The sequence below is a fragment of the Flavobacterium sp. A45 genome (assembly GCF_002001005.1).
Lineage (GTDB): Bacteria > Bacteroidota > Bacteroidia > Flavobacteriales > Flavobacteriaceae > Flavobacterium.
This window is the reverse complement of sequence record NZ_MUNX01000063.1, coordinates 27,080-44,698: the sequence shown is the minus strand read 5'-3', so window position 1 is coordinate 44,698 and position 17,619 is coordinate 27,080. Positions and strand designations below refer to the sequence as shown.

The 17,619-nt window shown below is 32.8% G+C and carries 18 protein-coding genes; 5 read left to right on the top strand and 13 right to left on the bottom strand.

Annotation, left to right across the window (positions count from 1 at the left end):
• Positions 1-63 precede the first annotated feature (63 nt).
• A complete protein-coding gene (tsaB, locus tag B0E44_RS05660; RefSeq protein ID WP_077371324.1) occupies positions 64-732 on the top strand; it encodes a tRNA (adenosine(37)-N6)-threonylcarbamoyltransferase complex dimerization subunit type 1 TsaB in 669 nt (222 codons plus the stop codon).
• A gap of 19 nt (positions 733-751) precedes the next feature.
• Here the strand turns inward: tsaB and B0E44_RS05655 are convergent, their stop codons facing one another.
• From B0E44_RS05655 to B0E44_RS05640, 3 genes are all read right to left on the bottom strand, one after another.
• Positions 752-1,576: a mechanosensitive ion channel family protein gene (locus B0E44_RS05655; protein ID WP_077371322.1), complete on the bottom strand. Its 825-nt coding sequence runs from the start codon at positions 1,574-1,576 to the stop codon at positions 752-754.
• Between the two features lie 84 nt (positions 1,577-1,660).
• Positions 1,661-2,047, bottom strand: coding sequence for a hypothetical protein (locus tag B0E44_RS05650; RefSeq protein WP_077371320.1), 387 nt, complete (start codon positions 2,045-2,047; stop codon positions 1,661-1,663).
• A gap of 227 nt (positions 2,048-2,274) precedes the next feature.
• Complete coding sequence (locus B0E44_RS05640; protein ID WP_077371313.1) at positions 2,275-3,168, bottom strand: NifU family protein; 894 nt, start codon at positions 3,166-3,168, stop codon at positions 2,275-2,277.
• A 122-nt stretch (positions 3,169-3,290) separates the two neighbouring features.
• Between B0E44_RS05640 and B0E44_RS05635 the strand changes: the two genes are divergently transcribed.
• Positions 3,291-4,286 carry a type IX secretion system membrane protein PorP/SprF gene (locus B0E44_RS05635; RefSeq protein ID WP_077371398.1) on the top strand — a complete coding sequence of 332 codons (996 nt, stop codon included), beginning with the start codon at positions 3,291-3,293 and terminating at the stop codon, positions 4,284-4,286.
• Between the two features lie 13 nt (positions 4,287-4,299).
• Positions 4,300-4,815, top strand: a complete 516-nt coding sequence (locus B0E44_RS05630; RefSeq protein ID WP_077371311.1) for a gamma carbonic anhydrase family protein — start codon at positions 4,300-4,302, stop codon at positions 4,813-4,815.
• A 26-nt stretch (positions 4,816-4,841) separates the two neighbouring features.
• On the opposite strand, the gene B0E44_RS05625 is transcribed toward B0E44_RS05630, so the two are convergent.
• From B0E44_RS05625 to B0E44_RS05605, 5 genes are all read right to left on the bottom strand, one after another.
• On the bottom strand, positions 4,842-5,555 hold the full coding sequence (locus B0E44_RS05625; RefSeq protein ID WP_077371309.1) for a LytTR family DNA-binding domain-containing protein: 714 nt from the start codon (positions 5,553-5,555) through the stop codon (positions 4,842-4,844).
• An 11-nt stretch (positions 5,556-5,566) separates the two neighbouring features.
• Positions 5,567-6,391 (bottom strand): sensor histidine kinase, encoded by an 825-nt coding sequence (locus B0E44_RS05620; protein ID WP_254423256.1) that lies wholly within the window; start codon positions 6,389-6,391, stop codon positions 5,567-5,569.
• A 297-nt stretch (positions 6,392-6,688) separates the two neighbouring features.
• A complete protein-coding gene (locus B0E44_RS05615) occupies positions 6,689-7,054 on the bottom strand; it encodes a DUF4907 domain-containing protein (RefSeq protein WP_077371305.1) in 366 nt (121 codons plus the stop codon).
• Complete coding sequence (locus B0E44_RS05610; protein ID WP_077371303.1) at positions 7,038-8,033, bottom strand: kelch repeat-containing protein; 996 nt, start codon at positions 8,031-8,033, stop codon at positions 7,038-7,040. Before B0E44_RS05610 ends, B0E44_RS05615 begins: the two co-directional genes overlap by 17 nt.
• A gap of 17 nt (positions 8,034-8,050) precedes the next feature.
• Entirely contained in the window at positions 8,051-8,914 is an 864-nt protein-coding gene (locus B0E44_RS05605; RefSeq protein ID WP_077371301.1) for a DUF6268 family outer membrane beta-barrel protein, read from the bottom strand.
• Between the two features lie 230 nt (positions 8,915-9,144).
• On the opposite strand from B0E44_RS05605, the gene B0E44_RS05600 reads away from it, so the two are divergent.
• On the top strand, positions 9,145-10,467 hold the full coding sequence (locus tag B0E44_RS05600; protein WP_077371395.1) for a DUF4270 family protein: 1,323 nt from the start codon (positions 9,145-9,147) through the stop codon (positions 10,465-10,467).
• Positions 10,468-11,706: an aromatic hydrocarbon degradation protein gene (locus B0E44_RS05595; protein ID WP_077371299.1), complete on the top strand. Its 1,239-nt coding sequence runs from the start codon at positions 10,468-10,470 to the stop codon at positions 11,704-11,706.
• Position 11,707: 1 nt separating this feature from the next.
• On the opposite strand, the gene murI is transcribed toward B0E44_RS05595, so the two are convergent.
• The 5 genes from murI to B0E44_RS05570 form a co-directional block, all read right to left on the bottom strand.
• On the bottom strand, positions 11,708-12,484 hold the full coding sequence (murI, locus tag B0E44_RS05590; RefSeq protein ID WP_077371297.1) for a glutamate racemase: 777 nt from the start codon (positions 12,482-12,484) through the stop codon (positions 11,708-11,710).
• A gap of 109 nt (positions 12,485-12,593) precedes the next feature.
• The gene (locus B0E44_RS05585) at positions 12,594-13,094 is read right to left on the bottom strand and encodes an OmpH family outer membrane protein (protein ID WP_077371295.1); all 501 of its coding nucleotides are present in this window, start codon (positions 13,092-13,094) and stop codon (positions 12,594-12,596) included.
• A gap of 31 nt (positions 13,095-13,125) precedes the next feature.
• Entirely contained in the window at positions 13,126-14,166 is a 1,041-nt protein-coding gene (locus B0E44_RS05580; protein ID WP_077371293.1) for an OmpH family outer membrane protein, read from the bottom strand.
• Positions 14,167-14,201: 35 nt separating this feature from the next.
• A complete protein-coding gene (locus B0E44_RS05575) occupies positions 14,202-16,946 on the bottom strand; it encodes an outer membrane protein assembly factor (protein WP_077371291.1) in 2,745 nt (914 codons plus the stop codon).
• Positions 16,879-17,616, bottom strand: coding sequence for an isoprenyl transferase (locus B0E44_RS05570; protein ID WP_077371289.1), 738 nt, complete (start codon positions 17,614-17,616; stop codon positions 16,879-16,881). Before B0E44_RS05570 ends, B0E44_RS05575 begins: the two co-directional genes overlap by 68 nt.
• Positions 17,617-17,619: the final 3 nt, after the last annotated feature.

The following is a 17,619-nucleotide window of genomic DNA, read 5'->3' as shown; positions in this document are numbered from 1 at the left end:
AGCGCAATAAATTATAGATTTATAAATCTAAAACTTGCATTATAAATTCTAAAACCTAAAAAAGTGTCCTATATTCTCAACATTGAAACCGCTACCAAAAATTGTTCTGTTGCCTTGGCAAAAGAAGGGAAAACAATATTATGCAAAGAAATAGCTGAGGAAGGCTATTCTCATGCGGAACGTTTACATGTTTTTATTGAAGAAATTATCAATGAAGCTGGAATTGGTATGAAAGAGCTCAACGCTATTGCCGTAAGTCAAGGTCCAGGATCCTATACTGGCTTGCGTATAGGAGTTTCGGCTGCCAAAGGTTTGTGTTATGCTTTGAATATTCCTTTGATTGCAGTGGACACTTTACAGGCCTTAGCTTCAAAAGTTAAAATTGATAAGGGTTTAATTGTGCCTATGATTGACGCTCGCAGAATGGAAGTGTATAGTGCTGTTTTTTTTGCTTCTTTAGAAAAAAAACGGGAAGTCTTAGCTGAAGTTATTACCGAAAGTTCTTTTGAGGATATAGAAGAAACGGTTTATTTTATTGGTGACTGTAATGAAAAATGCAAAAGTGTTTTAACAAAAGATAATTTTGTGTTTTTGGATGATATTAAATATCCATCAGCTAATGAAATGAGTGCTTTGAGTTTTGATAAATACAAAAAAAGCGACACTGTTGATGTCGCCTATTTTGAACCTTATTATTTGAAAGATTTTTTAATGACTACTCCGAAAAAATAATCCGCTTTCTTTATTGTTACTATTTATTATTGGATAACTCGGAAATAAATGGTTGGAAAGTAATTCCTTCAGCATCAAAGGCCAATTTGCAGTTTTCCAAAGTATCTGCAACTACAAGCCCATAATCATCAATTTTTGACCAAGGTCTTACTGCCAGTTGAATGGCATTGTCAGTTAGGTTTTTAACTGATACTTCCGCAACTGGAGAGGTTAATACTTTTGGATTGTTTGCCAAAACTTTGGTTATGATGTCTTTTGCTTTTTTAAGGTCAGTACCGTAAGAAATGGCAATGGTTAAATCTGCTCTTCTGGTTCCCTGCATGGAATAATTGATAATGGTTCCATTGGATAAAGCGCCATTAGGGACAAAAATGGTTTGATTATTCGAAGTGATTAATTTAGTTACAAAAATTTGAATTTCCTGGACCGTTGCTATAACACCTTGAGCCTCTATCGTATCTCCCACTTTGAACGGTTTGAAAAGAATAATCAGCATTCCTCCTGCAAAATTCGATAATGAGCCCTGCAAAGACAAACCAACGGCAAGTCCCATTGCTCCTAAAATAGCAACAAATGAGGATGTTCCTATTCCTAATTTGTCGATGAAAGTCACAAACAATAATACTCTCAAAACCCAAAGTAAAATATCTGCCAGAAACTTGGTTAGGGTTGGGTCTAAGTCTCTTTTAACCATTATTTTTCGAATGAGTCTGTTGATTATTCGAATGGCATATAGTCCGATAAATAAAATGATAAGCGCAGAAACAACTTTTGGGGAATACTCTATGAGTGTTTCTATAAATGTATTAGCGTAGCCTGCAATGTAATTTGGATCTAAAGTCATGTTTTAATTCATAAAAAACCTTCTCGATAGAGAAGGTTGTAAGTTGAATTGCAAAAATACGGATTTAATATTTTTTACAAAAAGCTATTCGGAATCTTCTTCTTTTTTATTTGGGTTTTCAAGTTTTTTTGAGTCAGAGGAATTTGTTTTATCTTTCAGGTTGTTTATGACTTCAGTACCTTTTGCTTGGACATCTTCTATTATTGATTCCGCTTTTTCGATATATGGTGTTGCTACTTCTTTAGCTTTGGCGACTGCATCTTCTACAAATGCTTCGGCTTTTTCGATGTGAGGAGTTGCTGTTTCTTTGGCTTTGGTTACAGTTTCTTCCAGAAAAGTTTCTGCTTTTTCTAAATAAGGCTGAGCAGTTATTTTGGTTTCTTCAATAGCAGATTCTGCTTGGTCTACAACTTCGTTTGCGGTTTCTTTGGCAGAGCCAAATAAGTTCTTGAAAAATGAGGATAGTCCCATAGTTTATGTTTTTAGTTATGTAATCAAAAGTAATCTTTTTTTTGTGAATTTTAAATGGAATAATTTTTAAATTATTGATAATCAATAGTTTTTGTATGATTTTGGATACGGAAGTAGATTATTTTCTGAAAAGGGTTGTTGCCAAAAGAGTTCTTTTTTGGGAAATAAAAAAGCGTTTCCATATTGGAAACGCTTTTCAAGAAAATTTAAATTTGGTAATGTTTAAATTAAACAGCTTCAACTTTAATCCCTTCATCATTCAACATACTTTTTAACATGTTTTCAATGCCGCTTTTTAAAGTGAAAGTTGATGACGGACATCCATTACAGGCTCCTTGCATAATTACTTTTACTGTTTTTGATGAACTATCGTAGGAATCAAAAAGAATATTACCGCCGTCTGCAGCTACAGCCGGTTTAACGTATTCTTCCAAAATGTTAATGATTTTTTGAGACGTTTCGTCAAGTGAGTCAAATGATTCGTCTTTGGTTTTTTCGTCTTTAACGATGGTTTGAATTAAATCCTCATCCAGGACAGTTCCTCCGTTTTCAATAAATTGTTTGATAAAAGTTCTTAATTCCATCGTAATATCCTGCCATTCATTGATGTCATATTTAGTTACCGAAATATAATTTTCATCAATAAAGATTTCTTTTACATAAGGGAATTTAAATAATTCGGTTGCCAATGGAGATGGCGCGCTTTGATCTATGTTTTTGAATTCAACAGCATTTTTTGTAATCATTTTATTGATAACAAATTTTAGTGCTGCAGGATTTGGAGTTGATTCACCATAAACGGTAATTGGCTTTTTTTTGGTTTTATTTTCATCAACAGTGATTATAACGCCTCCTTTGTTTACATAAGCTTCAATTTGCTCGGCTACGGCTTCTTTTACATCATCCCATTCCACAATGCTGAATCTTTCAACAGCAATAAAATTTCCAGAGATATAAACCGTTTTTACAAATGGTAAATAAAAAAGTTGTTGGGCAAGAGGAGATGATTTGGCTTCATCTATATTTTTAAATTCAAAATTCTCATTTTGAGTGATAAAATCTGGAAATTCAAATTTTATTATGGTTGGGTTTTGCGTTTCTTTTATTGTTATTTTAGTCATGATTTTGTGATTTTATGCAAATTTACTAAAGTTATTTTCCACGATTAACTATATTTGGTATTTTAATGAATAAATTAACAAATGGTTTTTTTGTTCTCCCTAATTTCATAAAAGATACTTCCATGTGTTTTAAAATTAAGTCTATAATTGCGTTATTTTTTATAAGTTCATTTGCTTTTTCTCAAGAAGGAATTCCGGTATATTCTGATTATTTATCGGATAATTATTATTTGATTTTTCCTTCGATGGCTGGAGCTTCCAATTGTCATAAATTAAGACTGACTGCAAGAAAACAGTGGTTTGACCAAACGGATGCGCCTGCACTGCAAACCTTAAGTTACAATGGAAGAGTTGGGGAAAAGTCTGGAGTTGGAGCTATTGTTTTCAATGATGTCAATGGCTATCACTCCCAATTTGGTTTCAAGGCTACGTATGCACATCACATTATGTTTTCCAGAGATGCTGTCGATTTGAATCAGTTGTCATTTGGTGTTAATGTTGGAGTCAATCAAAGTCAATTGGATGAAACCGATTTTATGAATTCGGGGGATTATGATCCTGCTTTGGGTAATATAGTGCAACAAGCATCTTATTTTAATTTGGATATAGGAGCTTCCTATAATCTACTTGATTTTAGTTTTAATGCTGTTGTAAAAAATGTTTTGGAGACTAGGCAGGAACTTTATACCGAATATGAAAGTGATAATTTGCGAAAATTTATTGTAAGTGGAGGATATGTTTTTGGTAATGCCGACAAAATTTTATGGGAACCTTCACTTTTGTATCAATATGTGGATAAAACGAAGGAGAGTGCGTTGGACATGAATATGAAAGTCTATAAAAACTTAGATATGGGACAATTGTGGGGTGGTTTATCTTACAGAAGGAGTTTTGATGGAGCTGAATTCAGTAATGGCAGCGGTACCAATAGTCAAAAATTACAATATATTACACCAGTTTTAGGGTTTAATTATAAAAGTTTTATGTTTGCTTACACTTATACTCATTTATTGGGTGATGTTCAGTATGAGAGCTCAGGATTTCATCAACTTACTTTAGGAATTAACTTTTTGTGTAAACCTGAAAAATACGAATGCAATTGTCCTGCGATTAATTAATAATAAAAAGATAATGATATTAAAGGCTGTAAACGGAAAATCACCGGCTATTCCAGAAGATTGTTATGTAGCCGAGAACGCTACCATTGTGGGAGATGTTACTTTTGGTTCAGAATGTAGCGTATGGTTCAATGCCGTTATTCGCGGAGATGTTCATTTTATTACAATTGGTAATAAAGTAAACATTCAAGATGGAGCGATTGTGCATTGTACGTATCAAAAACATCCAACCATTATTGGGAACAATGTTTCCATTGGTCATAATGCGATTGTGCATGGTTGTACAATCCATGACAATGTATTAATAGGAATGGGTGCCATTGTTATGGATAATTGCGTTATTGAGAGTAATTCAATTATTGGAGCTGGTGCAGTGATTACACAAAATACAGTAGTAGAATCGGGGACTATTTGGGCGGGTGTTCCTGCCAAAAAAGTTAAAGATATTGACCAGTCTAATTTTGCTGGTGAAATAGAACGTATTTCCAATAATTACGTAATGTATTCGAGCTGGTTTAAAGAGGAATAGTTTTTTCCTAAATCAAGTGTTTAAAATCAAATGTTTATTTTTTCAAAGAATGAAGTTTTATAGCTTTCGCTGATTGGAATTCTTTTTTCAGCCATTAAAACTTTATTTTTTTGGATGGATTTCACATGTTTGATATTGATTATGTACGAACGATGAATTCTAGCAAAGCCTTTGGAAGACAATAGGTTTTCCAGTTTTATTAAACTAATTAAGGTTAGTGTGTATTTATTGTCGGTAGTGTGTATTTTGACATAATCTTTCAATCCTTCGATAAATAAAATATCTGCAAAATTGATTTTTACATTTTCATATTCTGCTCGGACAAACATAAAATCATGTTCAATTTCGGGCGTATTTGTTGCTGGAGTTTCTATTGGTAGGTTTTTTGGCGCAAAGATTTGTTGTGCTCTTAAAACAGATTTTAGAAAACGGTTAAAAGGAATGGGTTTTACCAAATAATCCACTGCACCAAGATTAAAACCTTCGACAGCATAATTTGAATAAGCAGTTGTGAAAATGATTAACGGTTTTTTTTCAATGGCATTGATGAAATCAATTCCTGAAAAATGAGGCATTTCGATGTCCAAAAAAATCAAGTCAATCTGGGATTGGTTAATTATCGATATGGCATCAATAGCATTCGTAAATGTGGTAACCAGTTCGAGCGAATCGACTCTTCCGACAAATTCTACCAATAAATCTACCGCTAATGGTTCGTCGTCTATAATGACACATTTCATCTGTTCTTAATTTATGATGTTGGTATAAAAGCTGGATTTGCTTGTAGTTGAATTTGGTCCAATTGTAGAATCAAATGTACCGTATACATTGTATCTGTAGCCGTTAGATTTAACTCATGTGCATTTGCGTAAAGCAAATTAAGTCTATTTTTAATATTAGACAACCCAATTCCTGAGTTTACAGGGTCTTTTTTGTTGTTTTCTATCTTATTCTCTACTCTAAAATCCAAAATATTTCCTTCGATGGTTATTTTGATTTTTACATAAGCGGTTCCTTTATAATCGGTTCCATATTTGAATGCATTTTCAATAAATGAAATCAGTAACATGGGTTCTATAAGCTTATTTTTGGTGTCGCCATGAACATTTATATAAATGTTTTCAATATTGTTGAGTCTTAATTTTTGTAATTCAATATAGTTTTTAATATAGTCAATTTCTTTTTCTAATAAAACGGTTTTATTGTCCGTTTCATAAAGCATATACCGCATCATTTCAGACAAAGTTACAATGGCATCCGGTACTAAATCTGATTTTTTATGTGCCAGCGAGTAGATACTATTAAGTGAATTGAATAAAAAATGGGGATTGGTTTGCTTTCTCAAATAGTTTAACTCAGTTGAAGCTCTTTGACTTTCGGCAATTAATTTGTTTTGTTGATCATTGTAAAACTCTGATAATATTTTGATTATAGTGCTAATGGCAACTATTAAAATATAGAAGAATGAAGGCACAAACTTGAAGAATAAAGGTTGTTCTCTTTTGTGGATTCTCTGCTCTATATTTTTATCTGTGAGAGATATTTTAGGATAATTCATGCCATTAGGTGGTTTCATTTCCCGAAATTCAGGCATGAAAAACTGAAACCTGCAGTACATGAAAATAACTATAAGAACAAGTAGAACGGCAAAGTAATATCCGTATTTTTTTTGCAAAAGTAAATGGGGAACAAAATAGATATAGTTGAGGTAAAATAGTAGTATTCCAGTTATCCATTGTATATAAAAATCGGTGTTGATATGCGATGGACTTTCATAGAATTGAATTAGTGAAGTACTGATAAAAAAACACCAAATGATACTGTGAATAAGTATTTTATTTGAGTCGGTATTTTTTATAGATACAATATCCATCTAGAGTCTTATTTTTAATAAAATTAATTCATTTTTTGTAATAGTTGGCGATTTATTGGCGTTCAATTTTTTTATTACCAATTGCCCTACAGTCATAGCTTCTTTCTCGGTTTGGAAACTTTTTTGTTCACTAATAACGGGGATAACTGTTTGCTTTATAATTACCCGATTATTGTTTGTAATAGTGTATCCCCAACCTTGATTTATCTTTAGGGTCTGTACGTTTAAACTTTTTTCCTTTTGACAAAAAATAAAAATTAAGAGGGCTATTACAAATAGAATTATGGATAAATTAAAAACAGAAGACAAATTCTTCCGGAGTTTCTTCCGGAAAAATTTGCTTTTGCGGTTAGTTGTCGTCGTCATTTTGTTCCTCGTTTGGTTTAAATTCCCACACATCATCAAAGTAAGATGTTCCAGCTTTTCCTAACATGACAAAGCCTCTCTGTTCACCAATTGTTACTCCTATTGCATCAGATCTTCCAGAGCCTTCCAGAGGTGTTTTTTCTTTCCAAATGTCTGTTTTTGGATTGTATTCCCAAATGGTATTTCCACTTTCACCACAAGTAACATATCCTAAACCATTAATTGAAAAACTAGTGGCATTGGCTCTTTTAATGGAGTAGGTATCATGATCACTCTCATCATCATCCAAATCTCTTTTTCTTGTCCAAACATCAGTGCTTGGATCAAATGCCCAAAAATCAGCTTGATTCACCCCGCTGTTTATTCCTGTTCCTAAATAGGCAATGTCGTCAATTACAAAAACGGTAGCATTTCTTCTTTTGTTGCCGCTAAAACCATTGACTTGTGTCCATGAATTATCCGTTGCATTATATTGGTAAAAATCTTTTAGATAATTACCATCATATCCTGTCCCCATAAAGGCTTTTCCTCCCACTTGAAAACCAACGGCTCCATATCTGGCAGTTCCAGCAAAATCTGCTTTTTGTGCCCAAATATTGGTATCTGGGTTGTATTCAAAGAAATCTTTTAATTTATTGGTTCCGTCATAACCCAGACCTACATATCCTTTTCCGTTCAATTCAAATCCTGATCCCGAACTTCTTGCAATACCAATAAAATCGGATTTTTGTTCCCAATAATCTCCATCAGAATTGTAAGCCCATAAGTCATTTAGATATTCATCTCCAGTATAACCAGTTGTAACATAAACATATGTTCCTATCACGAAGCTTGTAGCACTTGATCGTGCCGGTCCATCAAATGCTGATTTTTTTATCCAGTTTCCTAGTTTGTCTTCTTCATCATCATTGCTGCAACTGATTGAAATTAGACTGATAAGTAAAGTGCTAAGAAATATTCCTTTTTTTAAATGTTTCATAATGTGCATGGTGTTTATTAAAGTTTGTATTTTATGCTAACAGAAAAGATGCCTCCGTTTTTTAAAGTTCGATTCATTTCTTTGGTTTTATTTTCATCAGAAAATTTAAATTCTTTGTTCGATGAATATCCTCCTTTGAGGCTTATGTACCAAGACGTGTCCATATTTCTTTCAAATTGTAAAGTGGTTTCCATTTGTGAGAATCCTACTTTCGTCATAGTGCTTAAATCCTCTGTTATAATTGGGGAATTTAGATTGTAACTGCTTCCGCTAAAGTCATTGTTTAAGCTAAATTTATTCCGAATGGAATTGGAATAGGATAGTTCCGAATTTGGGAATCCTAATTTTAAATATGCTTCTTTGTTGAATTGATGATTGAAGGAGAATGTTGGCAATATTTCGGGTTTGCCAAAAATGGTCATCCTTTTTATTCCCAAATCAATACTGTTATTTTTGTTTAAAGATTGACTAAGCTCAATTCCTCCTAAAACAATTACATCCGAAATTTTAAAATTACTTTCATAATTGGCTGTTGGTTCTATTGCTATTTTCAACTTTGTTTTTTCTGTTAATTGATGAGAAAATTCAAAATTATTCTCAAAACTATTAAAGTGAGTGCTGCTATAATTTGTAACATAATTTTTTAATAGATAGGTTTCAATTTCATCAGTAACTGTTGTGCTTTTGTATTTAAAAGTATTTGTCAATTTGTTTTTAGTTCCAATGTCTTTAAAAAATAACACCCCAATTCCAGTTTGCTTTATGGAACCATTTTCTATGGGTTCTGTTTTTATGTTCAAATCAATTGTGAATCCTTTTTGTGCACTAACACTAAATATTGGAATCAGAATCAAAAGCTTTATAAAGTTGTTTATTCTCATTATTTAATTATTGGCTCAAAAGTAGTTGTGTTGCCAATGAATAAAAAAGAATATATATGCATGGGTTTATTCTATAGACAAACGGGCTATTATTATGGCTGAACCTGGATTTGAAACTAAATACTGAGTAATAGACAGTTTATCACTTTTTATAGATTGAAAGACCCGAACAGTATATGTTGTTAGGACTGCAGCAACGAGGGCTTCTATATTTGCTCAAAAAATTAGGTATGTACAAGTTTTTGATTTTGATGTTTTTTGGCTTATTGATGTTCTCCTGTGATTCCGATGTTGATGCTGGTGAATTTATTGTAGGTGCTGATTATCTGGCGATAAAAAATAAAGTTATCTCCATAGACACCGTGACAATTAATGTTTCTACCATAAAGCTGGATTCCTTGGTTACTTCCAGCGAAAGTAGAATTTTGGTAGGGAATTATGACGATCCTCTTTTTGGAAAAGTAAAGGCGGATAGTTATTTTCAGGTTTCTACCTCTTCATTCAATCTTTACAGTGAAAATTCGGATACAGATGCTACTGGATATGTTTTTGATTCAATAGCCATGATTTTAAGGTATGATGATTATTATTATGCTGATACTACCAAAGTTCAGACTTTAAACATACATAGGGTAACCAAAAAGTTCAAACCCAATGTAGATGATGATAGTTTTTATAATAATTCTGCTTTAGATTATAATTCTGCGAGTTTAGGAACGATAACATATAAGCCAAAGCCAATTGGTAAAGACAGTATCAATATAAAATTGGATAACGAATTTGGATTGGAACTTTTTAATAAGTTCAAGAATAATGAAATCTCCACAACAAGTGAGTTTACAGATTATTTAAAAGGGTTTGTATTGAAATCTGATTCCAATACTTCCGGTAGTGTGATTGGATTCAATTTGTCAAGCGTACTTCGATTGTATTATTCTAAAGGGAAAGGAGATACTGAAGATTTTTACGAAAAAGAATTTACCATTTCGGATGTGGCTAAACAGTTTAACTCTGTTTCTTCAGATCGGGCAGGAACTTTAATTCAAGATTTGCCATTATCTAAAATTAATCTATCCAGTTCGTACACCGGAAATAAAGGATTTATTCAATCAGGTACAGGAATAGTGTGTCGAGTGGATTTTCCGAATATAAAGCAACTAAAATATCTCTCTGATAAAGGTGCCATAGTCGATGCAAGGTTAATAATGAAACCCGCGAAGAATTCATACTCGAAAATGTTTCCATTACCTGAAAAATTAAGTGTTTATGTAGTTGATAGATTGAATCGGATAAAAACAACACTCACAGATTCCAGCGGTGAGAGTTTAGTTGCCACTCTGAATAATGAGAATGATGAATTTGATGAAAGTGTAAGTTATCAACTATCCTTGGGTGCTTTTTTGCAAAAAGAAATACTGAAAGAGTCGGATTCAGAGAGTGGTTTAGTTTTTACGTTGCCTATTTTATCTAAAGTTGTAGATAGAGTTGTATTGGGTGACCAGACGAATAAGGAAAGCGAAATGAAATTACAAATCTATTATATAACGTATTAAATGAAAAAGAGTAGTCCTTTTTTGGTTTTAGTTTTTTTTACTTCTTTTATTGCCTTCTCTCAAAGTATTGCGACTTCACCGTATTCACTTTATGGATTGGGAAGCTTGTATGAGGCTAATTTTGGATTGATTCCATCTCTTGGTACTGCTAGTATAGCATTGCCTTCGGATAGTTTTATTAATAATAAAAATGCAGCTTCACTTGTGAATATTCAGCAGAATAATTTCTTTTTTGAAATAGGAGGTAAAGGCATTCAATCCTCTTTTGAAGATAATCTGAAAAAAGAAAATCGAAATAATTTTCAGTTTTCCCATTTTGCTTTTGCCTTTCCGATTACAACTAAATCGGCAGTTAGTGTCGCTATGATGCCTTATTCCAGTTCTTCTTTTAAAATATCTGGCTTAAAAATTCCTGTAATCGATAGTGGTAATGAATATTATTATTTGGACGTAATAGGTACTGGTGGATTGAATAATTTGGATTTTTCATATGCCTATAAACTGACTAACAAATTATCATTGGGTTTATCTGCTTCCGTCCTTTTTGGGAACACTACCGATGAAAGAACTTATGCAATCAATAACTCCGTCACGACTATAGATAAAAAAGTGAGTTATAGCGGAATTCGTCCTATTCTGGCTTCGCAATTTAAAATGAATCCATCGCTAACTTTTGGGTTAAATGTAAAATCTCCAACTCGTGTTAATGCAACCAAAACCCAGTCTGTAACTGTTGAAAACGGAACTGGTACCGCTAATTTGGAGACAGATGAAAAATCAAATACAGATGATTTTTATTTGCCTTTGGAGATTGGTATAGGTTTCAATAAAGCCTTTAAAAATAAACTTAATGTAACTTTTGACTATGAAAAAAACTTTTGGGATGCTACCAATCAATCCGATATGTATGGTGATTTTTCAAATCAAGAAAAGTTTGCATTGGGTTTTTCTTATCAAAAAGCAAAAACATCTAGAATATATTTTGACAGAATAAAATATGCTACTGGCATTAATTACGATACAGGTTACTTAGAAGTGGACAATAAAAAAATTGAGGATAAAAGTTTTTCAATTGGAGCTTCATTGCCCTTGGATCATCTATCTTCAGCTTTGTTTATTTCTTATACCTATGGACAAAAAGGTCAAATAACAAATTCATTAGTTCAAGAGAACTATCATAAATTAACATTGAATCTCAATTTAGACGGAATTTGGTTTGTTAGAAAAAAGCTTGAATAGCCTAGAAATTTTTTTCTTCAACGCTGTATTTGTTTTCTAAAATTTCTTTTAAAACTTTTGGGTTAGTGTTTGTATAGAAAATTGGATTACTGCTTTTTGCGGTCGAAAAGCCAACCTTGTCTCTAAGTATGTTTTGGGTTTGTTTGGCAACAGCTTCTCCAGAATCAATGATATGAATGTGTTCAGGAAGAATTTTTTTTATTTGCGGAATTAAATAGGGATAATGACTGCAGCCCAATACGAGATAGTCAATGTTGGCTTCAATCATAGGAGTGAGATAGGAATTAAGCAATTCGGTCATTTCGGGAGAATTGATTTGACCTTCTTCGATTAATTGAACTAATCCATGACCAATTTGTTCAATGATTTTGATGTCTTGATATTTCTCGGTAGTCTTATTGAAAAGCTCACTGTTTAAAGTTCCTTTTGTGGCTAGGATTCCTATTGTTTGAGTTTTAGAGTGTGTTGCAGCAGGTTTTATGGCAGGTTCTATGCCAATAAACGGAATGCTGTATTTATCCCTTAATTCTTGGATAGCATTGGTTGTTGCGGTATTGCAGGCTACTACAATTAGCTTGCAACCCATTTCAATCAACAAGTCTGTGTTTTTCATGCTTAAGGCAATGATTTCAGCTTTTGATTTTTGCCCATACGGAGCATTTTTGCTGTCAGCAAGGTATATTGTTTGTTCATTTGGCAGTAAATCATGAATGGCTTTCCAGATGGAAGTCCCTCCAATTCCCGAGTCAAAAACACCAATTGGTCTGTCGTTTGTCATGGTTGCAAATTTAAAAGCTATAGTTTAAATATACTATAATTTTTTTTGTAAAAAAAAACTGCTCAACCAGTAATTTTGGAGGAGCAGTTTGCAATTGATTTATTTTAGATTAAAAACCTAAGTCTTTTTTTACGTCAACAGTGATGTTTGTTCCATCAGCAAGTAAAAGTGTAGATCCGTCAAGAACATATTGAAATCCTTTAGCTTTACCAACTTTTTGGATAGAAGCTCTTACTTTTTCCATAATTGGTTTAACGATTTCTTCTTGTTTTGTTTGTAATTCTTTTTGAGCATTGTCTCTGAAATCAACAATTCTTTTTTGCATATCTTGAACTTCTTTAGAACGCTCTTGATTTACAGCTTCAGTAACTGTTGCAGATTCAGCTTCATACTTTTTTAATTTTGCTTGATATTCATCAACCATCTTTTTGTAATCTGCATCATAAGTACCGCTCAATTTCTCTAATTGTTTTTGAGCATCAAGCATAGCTGGCAATTTAGACATGATTTCATTTACATCAACGTGAGCTACTTTTGTTTGAGCATTTGAAATTTGAGTTGCACCAATAAATAGTATCGCAGCAATTAGTAAAGTTTTGAATTGTTTCATTGTTTTAAAATATTTAATAATTAGAATTTGTTTAGTTTTTCTCTTTTAATTTTTCTTCATTAGCTTTTTTCAAAGCTTCTCTTTCTTGAATTTCTTTTAATCTTTTTTCTTCAGCTGCTTTTTTTGTAGCTTCTCTTTCTTCAAGTATTTTTTTTCTTTTTTCTTCTAAAGCTTTTTTACGTTCTTCCTGTATGTTTGGCTTAACCTCTTCGGTTGTTGTTGTCTTTGCTTCTGTTGCTGTACTCGTTTTTTCTGTTGTGCTGCCGGTAGTAGATGTGTTTTCGGTTACTGTTTTAGCTGGAGCAACAACTGTGCCATTTTTTTTTGCTTCCCTTTCGGCCAGTAATTGTTTTCTTTTTTCTTCGTACTGTTTACGGGCTTCTTCTTGAGCTGCTTTTTTATCGGCTACTAATTTTTCCCTTGCGGCTTTTTTATCTAATAATGCCTTTTCTCTTTCCGCTAAAACTGGGTTTTCGTCCAATTCGTCTTCTTTATTCTCTTTAGCTTCTTCTTCTTTTTGCTGTTTTTTGGTTAATTGTTCCCTTTTTTCCGTTCGATTTAATACCCGAATCACCTGATCACTGATATCAAATCTTTTTGCTGCAAAAAGAATAGTCAAATGTGAGGATTTATCAAATATAAAGTCATATTTTTTAGCTTCAGCGATGTCTTGAACAGCTGTAAAAACTTGGTCTTGAATCGGCTTAACTAATCCTGATTTTAGTATTATTAAATCACCATTAGGTCCAAATCTTTTTTGTTGATAATCTAATTTTTCAGACTCAAGGAACTTTATTTCGGTTTCTCTTTCTTCAATTAATTCTGCGGTTAATAGCGGTTTTTCGGCTTTTAAAGCCTCAGTCAATTTATTTATTTCTAATTTTTTATCTTCAATTTCTTGTTTCCATTTCTGTGCTTTTTGCTCTAATTGAGCTTTAGCTTCGATATAGTCGGGTACATTTTGCAATATGTATTCCATATCAATGTAACCTACTTTATTTCCTTTGGTTTGAGCGTTTATTGTCGTTGCAACAATAAAGGATAAAATTATAAATAAAAATTCTTTTCTCATAATTTTTAATTTTAGAAATTTTAAACCAAATTCATTTAAAACTGCTGACCTATGATGAAATGCGTTTGCCATCCACTTGGCTGTATCGCTCCAGGAACAGCATCAAACCCATAACCAAAATCAATACCCAATAGACCAAAAGCTGGCATAAAAACCCTTAAACCAACACCTGATGAACGCGCTAAGTTAAACGGTTGGTAATCTGATAAGGATTCGTATGATTGACCTGCTTCTGCAAATGCAAGAGCATAAATGGATGCTGAAGCTTTCAACGTAATTGGATAGCGTAATTCTAATGAAAATTTATTGTAAATAGTGGCTCCATAAGCATCTCCAGTTGAACTTGCAGGTGTCAAAGCTCCATTTTCATATCCTCTTAACTGGATGTTTTGTCTTCCGTCAATTGAACTTCCGGCCATACCGTCTCCACCTAAATAGTATCTTTCAAATGGAATAACACCTCGGTCTTGATTGTATGCACCTAAAAATCCAAATTGCATTAGTGTGCGTAATACTAATTTTTTATACAAAGTAGTAAACCAGTCTCCTGTTACTTGTACTTTATAATATTCTAACCACTTGTATTTTTCCTGATCTACTTTTGCAGGATCGGCAACACCATCTTGATAATTATCTACTTTATTTGGAACGCCTCCTCCAGAATTTGGTAATTTGTCAAGATAATCTCCAGCATTTACAACTCTGTCGTTATTATCTACATAAGAAGTTCCCGCATAAATATATTTATATTTTTGTTGTTCTCCTAATGTGGCATAATCTATATTGGTAAATGCAGAGTAAGGAAGTGTGAATTCACCGGTTATTCCAAATTCAGCTCCATAAGTTGGAAATATAGGGTTGAAACCTTTACTGTTTCTTGTTAAGCCAACAGAATAGGATAAATTTCTAGATGTTCCATTTGCAAATGTAAACAATCCATAAAGGTAATTGTTCAAATCGTATTGTTGATAACTAATGGATTGTGAAAGCGTGAAGAAATCATCAGGTACAGTTAATCTTTTTGCCATTCCTACAGATAAAGAGGTGATGTTAATGTACCTTGATTTATCTACGTTTTGCAATTGATAGTTCGCACTGTATTGTTGGCTAAAAGCAAATGAGCTGCTAAATTGTATAGGTTTTTTTCCTCCAAACCAAGGCTCAGAAAATGATAAGCTATAGGTTCTGTAGTAAGAACTTGCCTGAAGACGTAAAGCTACTTTTTGTCCATCTCCCATAGGAAGCGGACGATATGCCTCTTTGTTGAATATATTTCTTACCGAAAAGTTATTGAAAGACAGTCCCAAAGTTCCTACGAAACCACCACCACCATAACCTCCTTGAAGTTCGATTTGGCTGGCTCCTTTTTCTACTACGTGGTATTCGATATCTACAGTTCCTGCACCTGAATCAACATTTTTGAATTGAGGGTCGATCTTTTCAGGGTCAAAAAAGCCTAATTGACCGATCTCTCTGATGGTTCTCACCAACTCTGCTTTGTTGTATTTTTCTCCAGGTTTTGTTCTTAACTCTCTGTAGATAACTTCATCGTTTGTTTTGTCGTTTCCAACAACGGTAATTTTGTTAAAATACGCAATTGGACCTTCAGTAACACGGATTTCAAAATCAATTACGTTGTCTGTAGTTTTAGTTTCTACAGCATTTATGTTTGAAAACAAGTATCCGTTATTTTGGTATAGATTGGTGATGTCATCTCCGTCTGGTTTTGATTTGTCAGCAATTCTTTCCTGTAGGAGTACACCATTATATACATCACCTTTACGAAGACCAAGCATACTACTTAAACCTTCATCAGAGTAAACAGTGTTTCCGATAAATTTAATGTTTCCAAAATAATATTTAAGCCCTTCTTCAACTTTGATTTTGATATAAATTGCATTTTTTTCTTTATCATAAGCAACAGAATCACCTATAATACGTGCATCTCGGTATCCGATTTTTTTGTAGTCGTTAACTATTTTTTCTAAATCTTCTTGGTATTTGTCTTCAATGTATTTTGATCTCTTCAAAAAGTTAATTGAGTTTTTAACTTTTGTGTTTTTCATAGAGCTAAGCAGTTTCTTGCTTGGGATTTCTTTATTTCCTTCAAAATCAATTTTGTAGATTTTGACTTTGTCGCCAATGTCAACTTTTACAAGCATATTAACTTCATTAGAAGTAAGGGTGTCTTTAGTGGTAGTTATGTAAACTTTGGCATTGAAAAAACCATCTTTTTTGTATTTTTTTTCAATGTAGTTTTTTGTCGTAGTGATTAAGTTCTCGGTTACAATTTTGCCATTGGTTAGCCCGTTGTCTTTGATGAAAGATTCGGTTTTGCTTTTGGAAACCCCAACAAACTTTACTTCGTTGATTTTCGGCAATTCTTTAATATTCAAGTCTAGGTAGATACTATCGTTTTCTATTCTATTTACATAAAATGAAATTTCATCAAAAAGCCCTAGCTTTCCTAATTTTTTTATAGAACTACTGATTTGTTCTCCTGGAATTGTAATTTCTTGTCCTTTTTCCAATCCTGCAAAAGTAACTACAGTTTGAGGATTGAAACTAATATCTCCAACTACTTTTACATCTGCTAATATGTATTTTTTACCTTGGTCAAATGGTACTCTGTCTTGGGCTTTAATTTGAGTAAAAGTTCCTAAAATTAAAAAGGTAAGGACTAGTTTTATGCTTTTATGTAACACTAAAAAATTATTTAATTTGTTCACTTGTTTTTCCAAATCGACGTTCTCTTTTTTGATAACTAATGATAGCCTCATGTAAATCTTGTTCTTTAAAGTCGGGCCATAATACATCAGTAAAATACAATTCTGCATAGGCTATTTGCCACAGCAAAAAATTACTTATTCTGTGTTCTCCACTAGTTCTTATTAATAAATCAACATCCGGTAAATTATGCGTGTAAAGATGCTCATTTATAATTGAATCGTCAATACTGTCTATTGAAATTATATTATTTTTAACTTTATCGCTTATTATTTTCACAACATTTACTAATTCTTCCCTAGATCCGTAGCTTAAGGCGAGAGTTAGTGTCATTTTCGTATTGTCTTTTGTTTTGTCCAGCACATCAAATAATTGCTTTTGGGCTTTGCTTGGTAATTTTTCTAGATTACCGATAGCGTTCATCTTAATGTTGCCTTCCTGCATTGTTTTTAGCTCTTTCTTTAATGAATTGATTAAAACTCTCATTAAAGTGTCTACCTCAAGCTTGGGTCTGTTCCAATTTTCTGTTGAAAAAGCATATAGAGTTAAGTATTCTACTCCTAAATCTAAACATTCTTGAATGATTTTTTTTACAGATTTTGAGCCGCTTTCATGTCCAAGTGTTCTTAGGAAGCCTTGTTGTTTTGCCCAACGACCATTTCCGTCCATGATAATGGCGAGGTGTTTGGGAATATTATCTGTGTTTATTTTGTCTCTTAACATCTT

Bases quoted from the DNA above. Each gene is read 5' to 3' on its own strand.
- B0E44_RS05625 (WP_077371309.1), bottom strand. From the start codon at position 5,555: ATGAAATGTGTCATTATAGACGACGAACCATTAGCGGTAGATTTATTG.
- B0E44_RS05605 (WP_077371301.1), bottom strand. From the start codon at position 8,914: ATGAGAATAAACAACTTTATAAAGCTTTTGATTCTGATTCCAATATTT.
- B0E44_RS05655 (WP_077371322.1), bottom strand. From the start codon at position 1,576: ATGACTTTAGATCCAAATTACATTGCAGGCTACGCTAATACATTTATA.
- B0E44_RS05570 (WP_077371289.1), bottom strand. From the start codon at position 17,616: ATGTTAAGAGACAAAATAAACACAGATAATATTCCCAAACACCTCGCC.
- B0E44_RS05630 (WP_077371311.1), top strand. From the start codon at position 4,300: ATGATATTAAAGGCTGTAAACGGAAAATCACCGGCTATTCCAGAAGAT.
- B0E44_RS05595 (WP_077371299.1), top strand. From the start codon at position 10,468: ATGAAAAAGAGTAGTCCTTTTTTGGTTTTAGTTTTTTTTACTTCTTTT.
- B0E44_RS05580 (WP_077371293.1), bottom strand. From the start codon at position 14,166: ATGAGAAAAGAATTTTTATTTATAATTTTATCCTTTATTGTTGCAACG.
- murI (WP_077371297.1), bottom strand. From the start codon at position 12,484: ATGACAAACGACAGACCAATTGGTGTTTTTGACTCGGGAATTGGAGGG.
- B0E44_RS05575 (WP_077371291.1), bottom strand. From the start codon at position 16,946: ATGAGGCTATCATTAGTTATCAAAAAAGAGAACGTCGATTTGGAAAAA.
- B0E44_RS05650 (WP_077371320.1), bottom strand. From the start codon at position 2,047: ATGGGACTATCCTCATTTTTCAAGAACTTATTTGGCTCTGCCAAAGAA.
- B0E44_RS05585 (WP_077371295.1), bottom strand. From the start codon at position 13,094: ATGAAACAATTCAAAACTTTACTAATTGCTGCGATACTATTTATTGGT.
- B0E44_RS05610 (WP_077371303.1), bottom strand. From the start codon at position 8,033: ATGAAACATTTAAAAAAAGGAATATTTCTTAGCACTTTACTTATCAGT.
- B0E44_RS05620 (WP_254423256.1), bottom strand. From the start codon at position 6,391: ATGAAACCACCTAATGGCATGAATTATCCTAAAATATCTCTCACAGAT.
- B0E44_RS05615 (WP_077371305.1), bottom strand. From the start codon at position 7,054: ATGACGACGACAACTAACCGCAAAAGCAAATTTTTCCGGAAGAAACTC.
- B0E44_RS05635 (WP_077371398.1), top strand. From the start codon at position 3,291: ATGTGTTTTAAAATTAAGTCTATAATTGCGTTATTTTTTATAAGTTCA.
- B0E44_RS05640 (WP_077371313.1), bottom strand. From the start codon at position 3,168: ATGACTAAAATAACAATAAAAGAAACGCAAAACCCAACCATAATAAAA.
- B0E44_RS05600 (WP_077371395.1), top strand. From the start codon at position 9,145: ATGTACAAGTTTTTGATTTTGATGTTTTTTGGCTTATTGATGTTCTCC.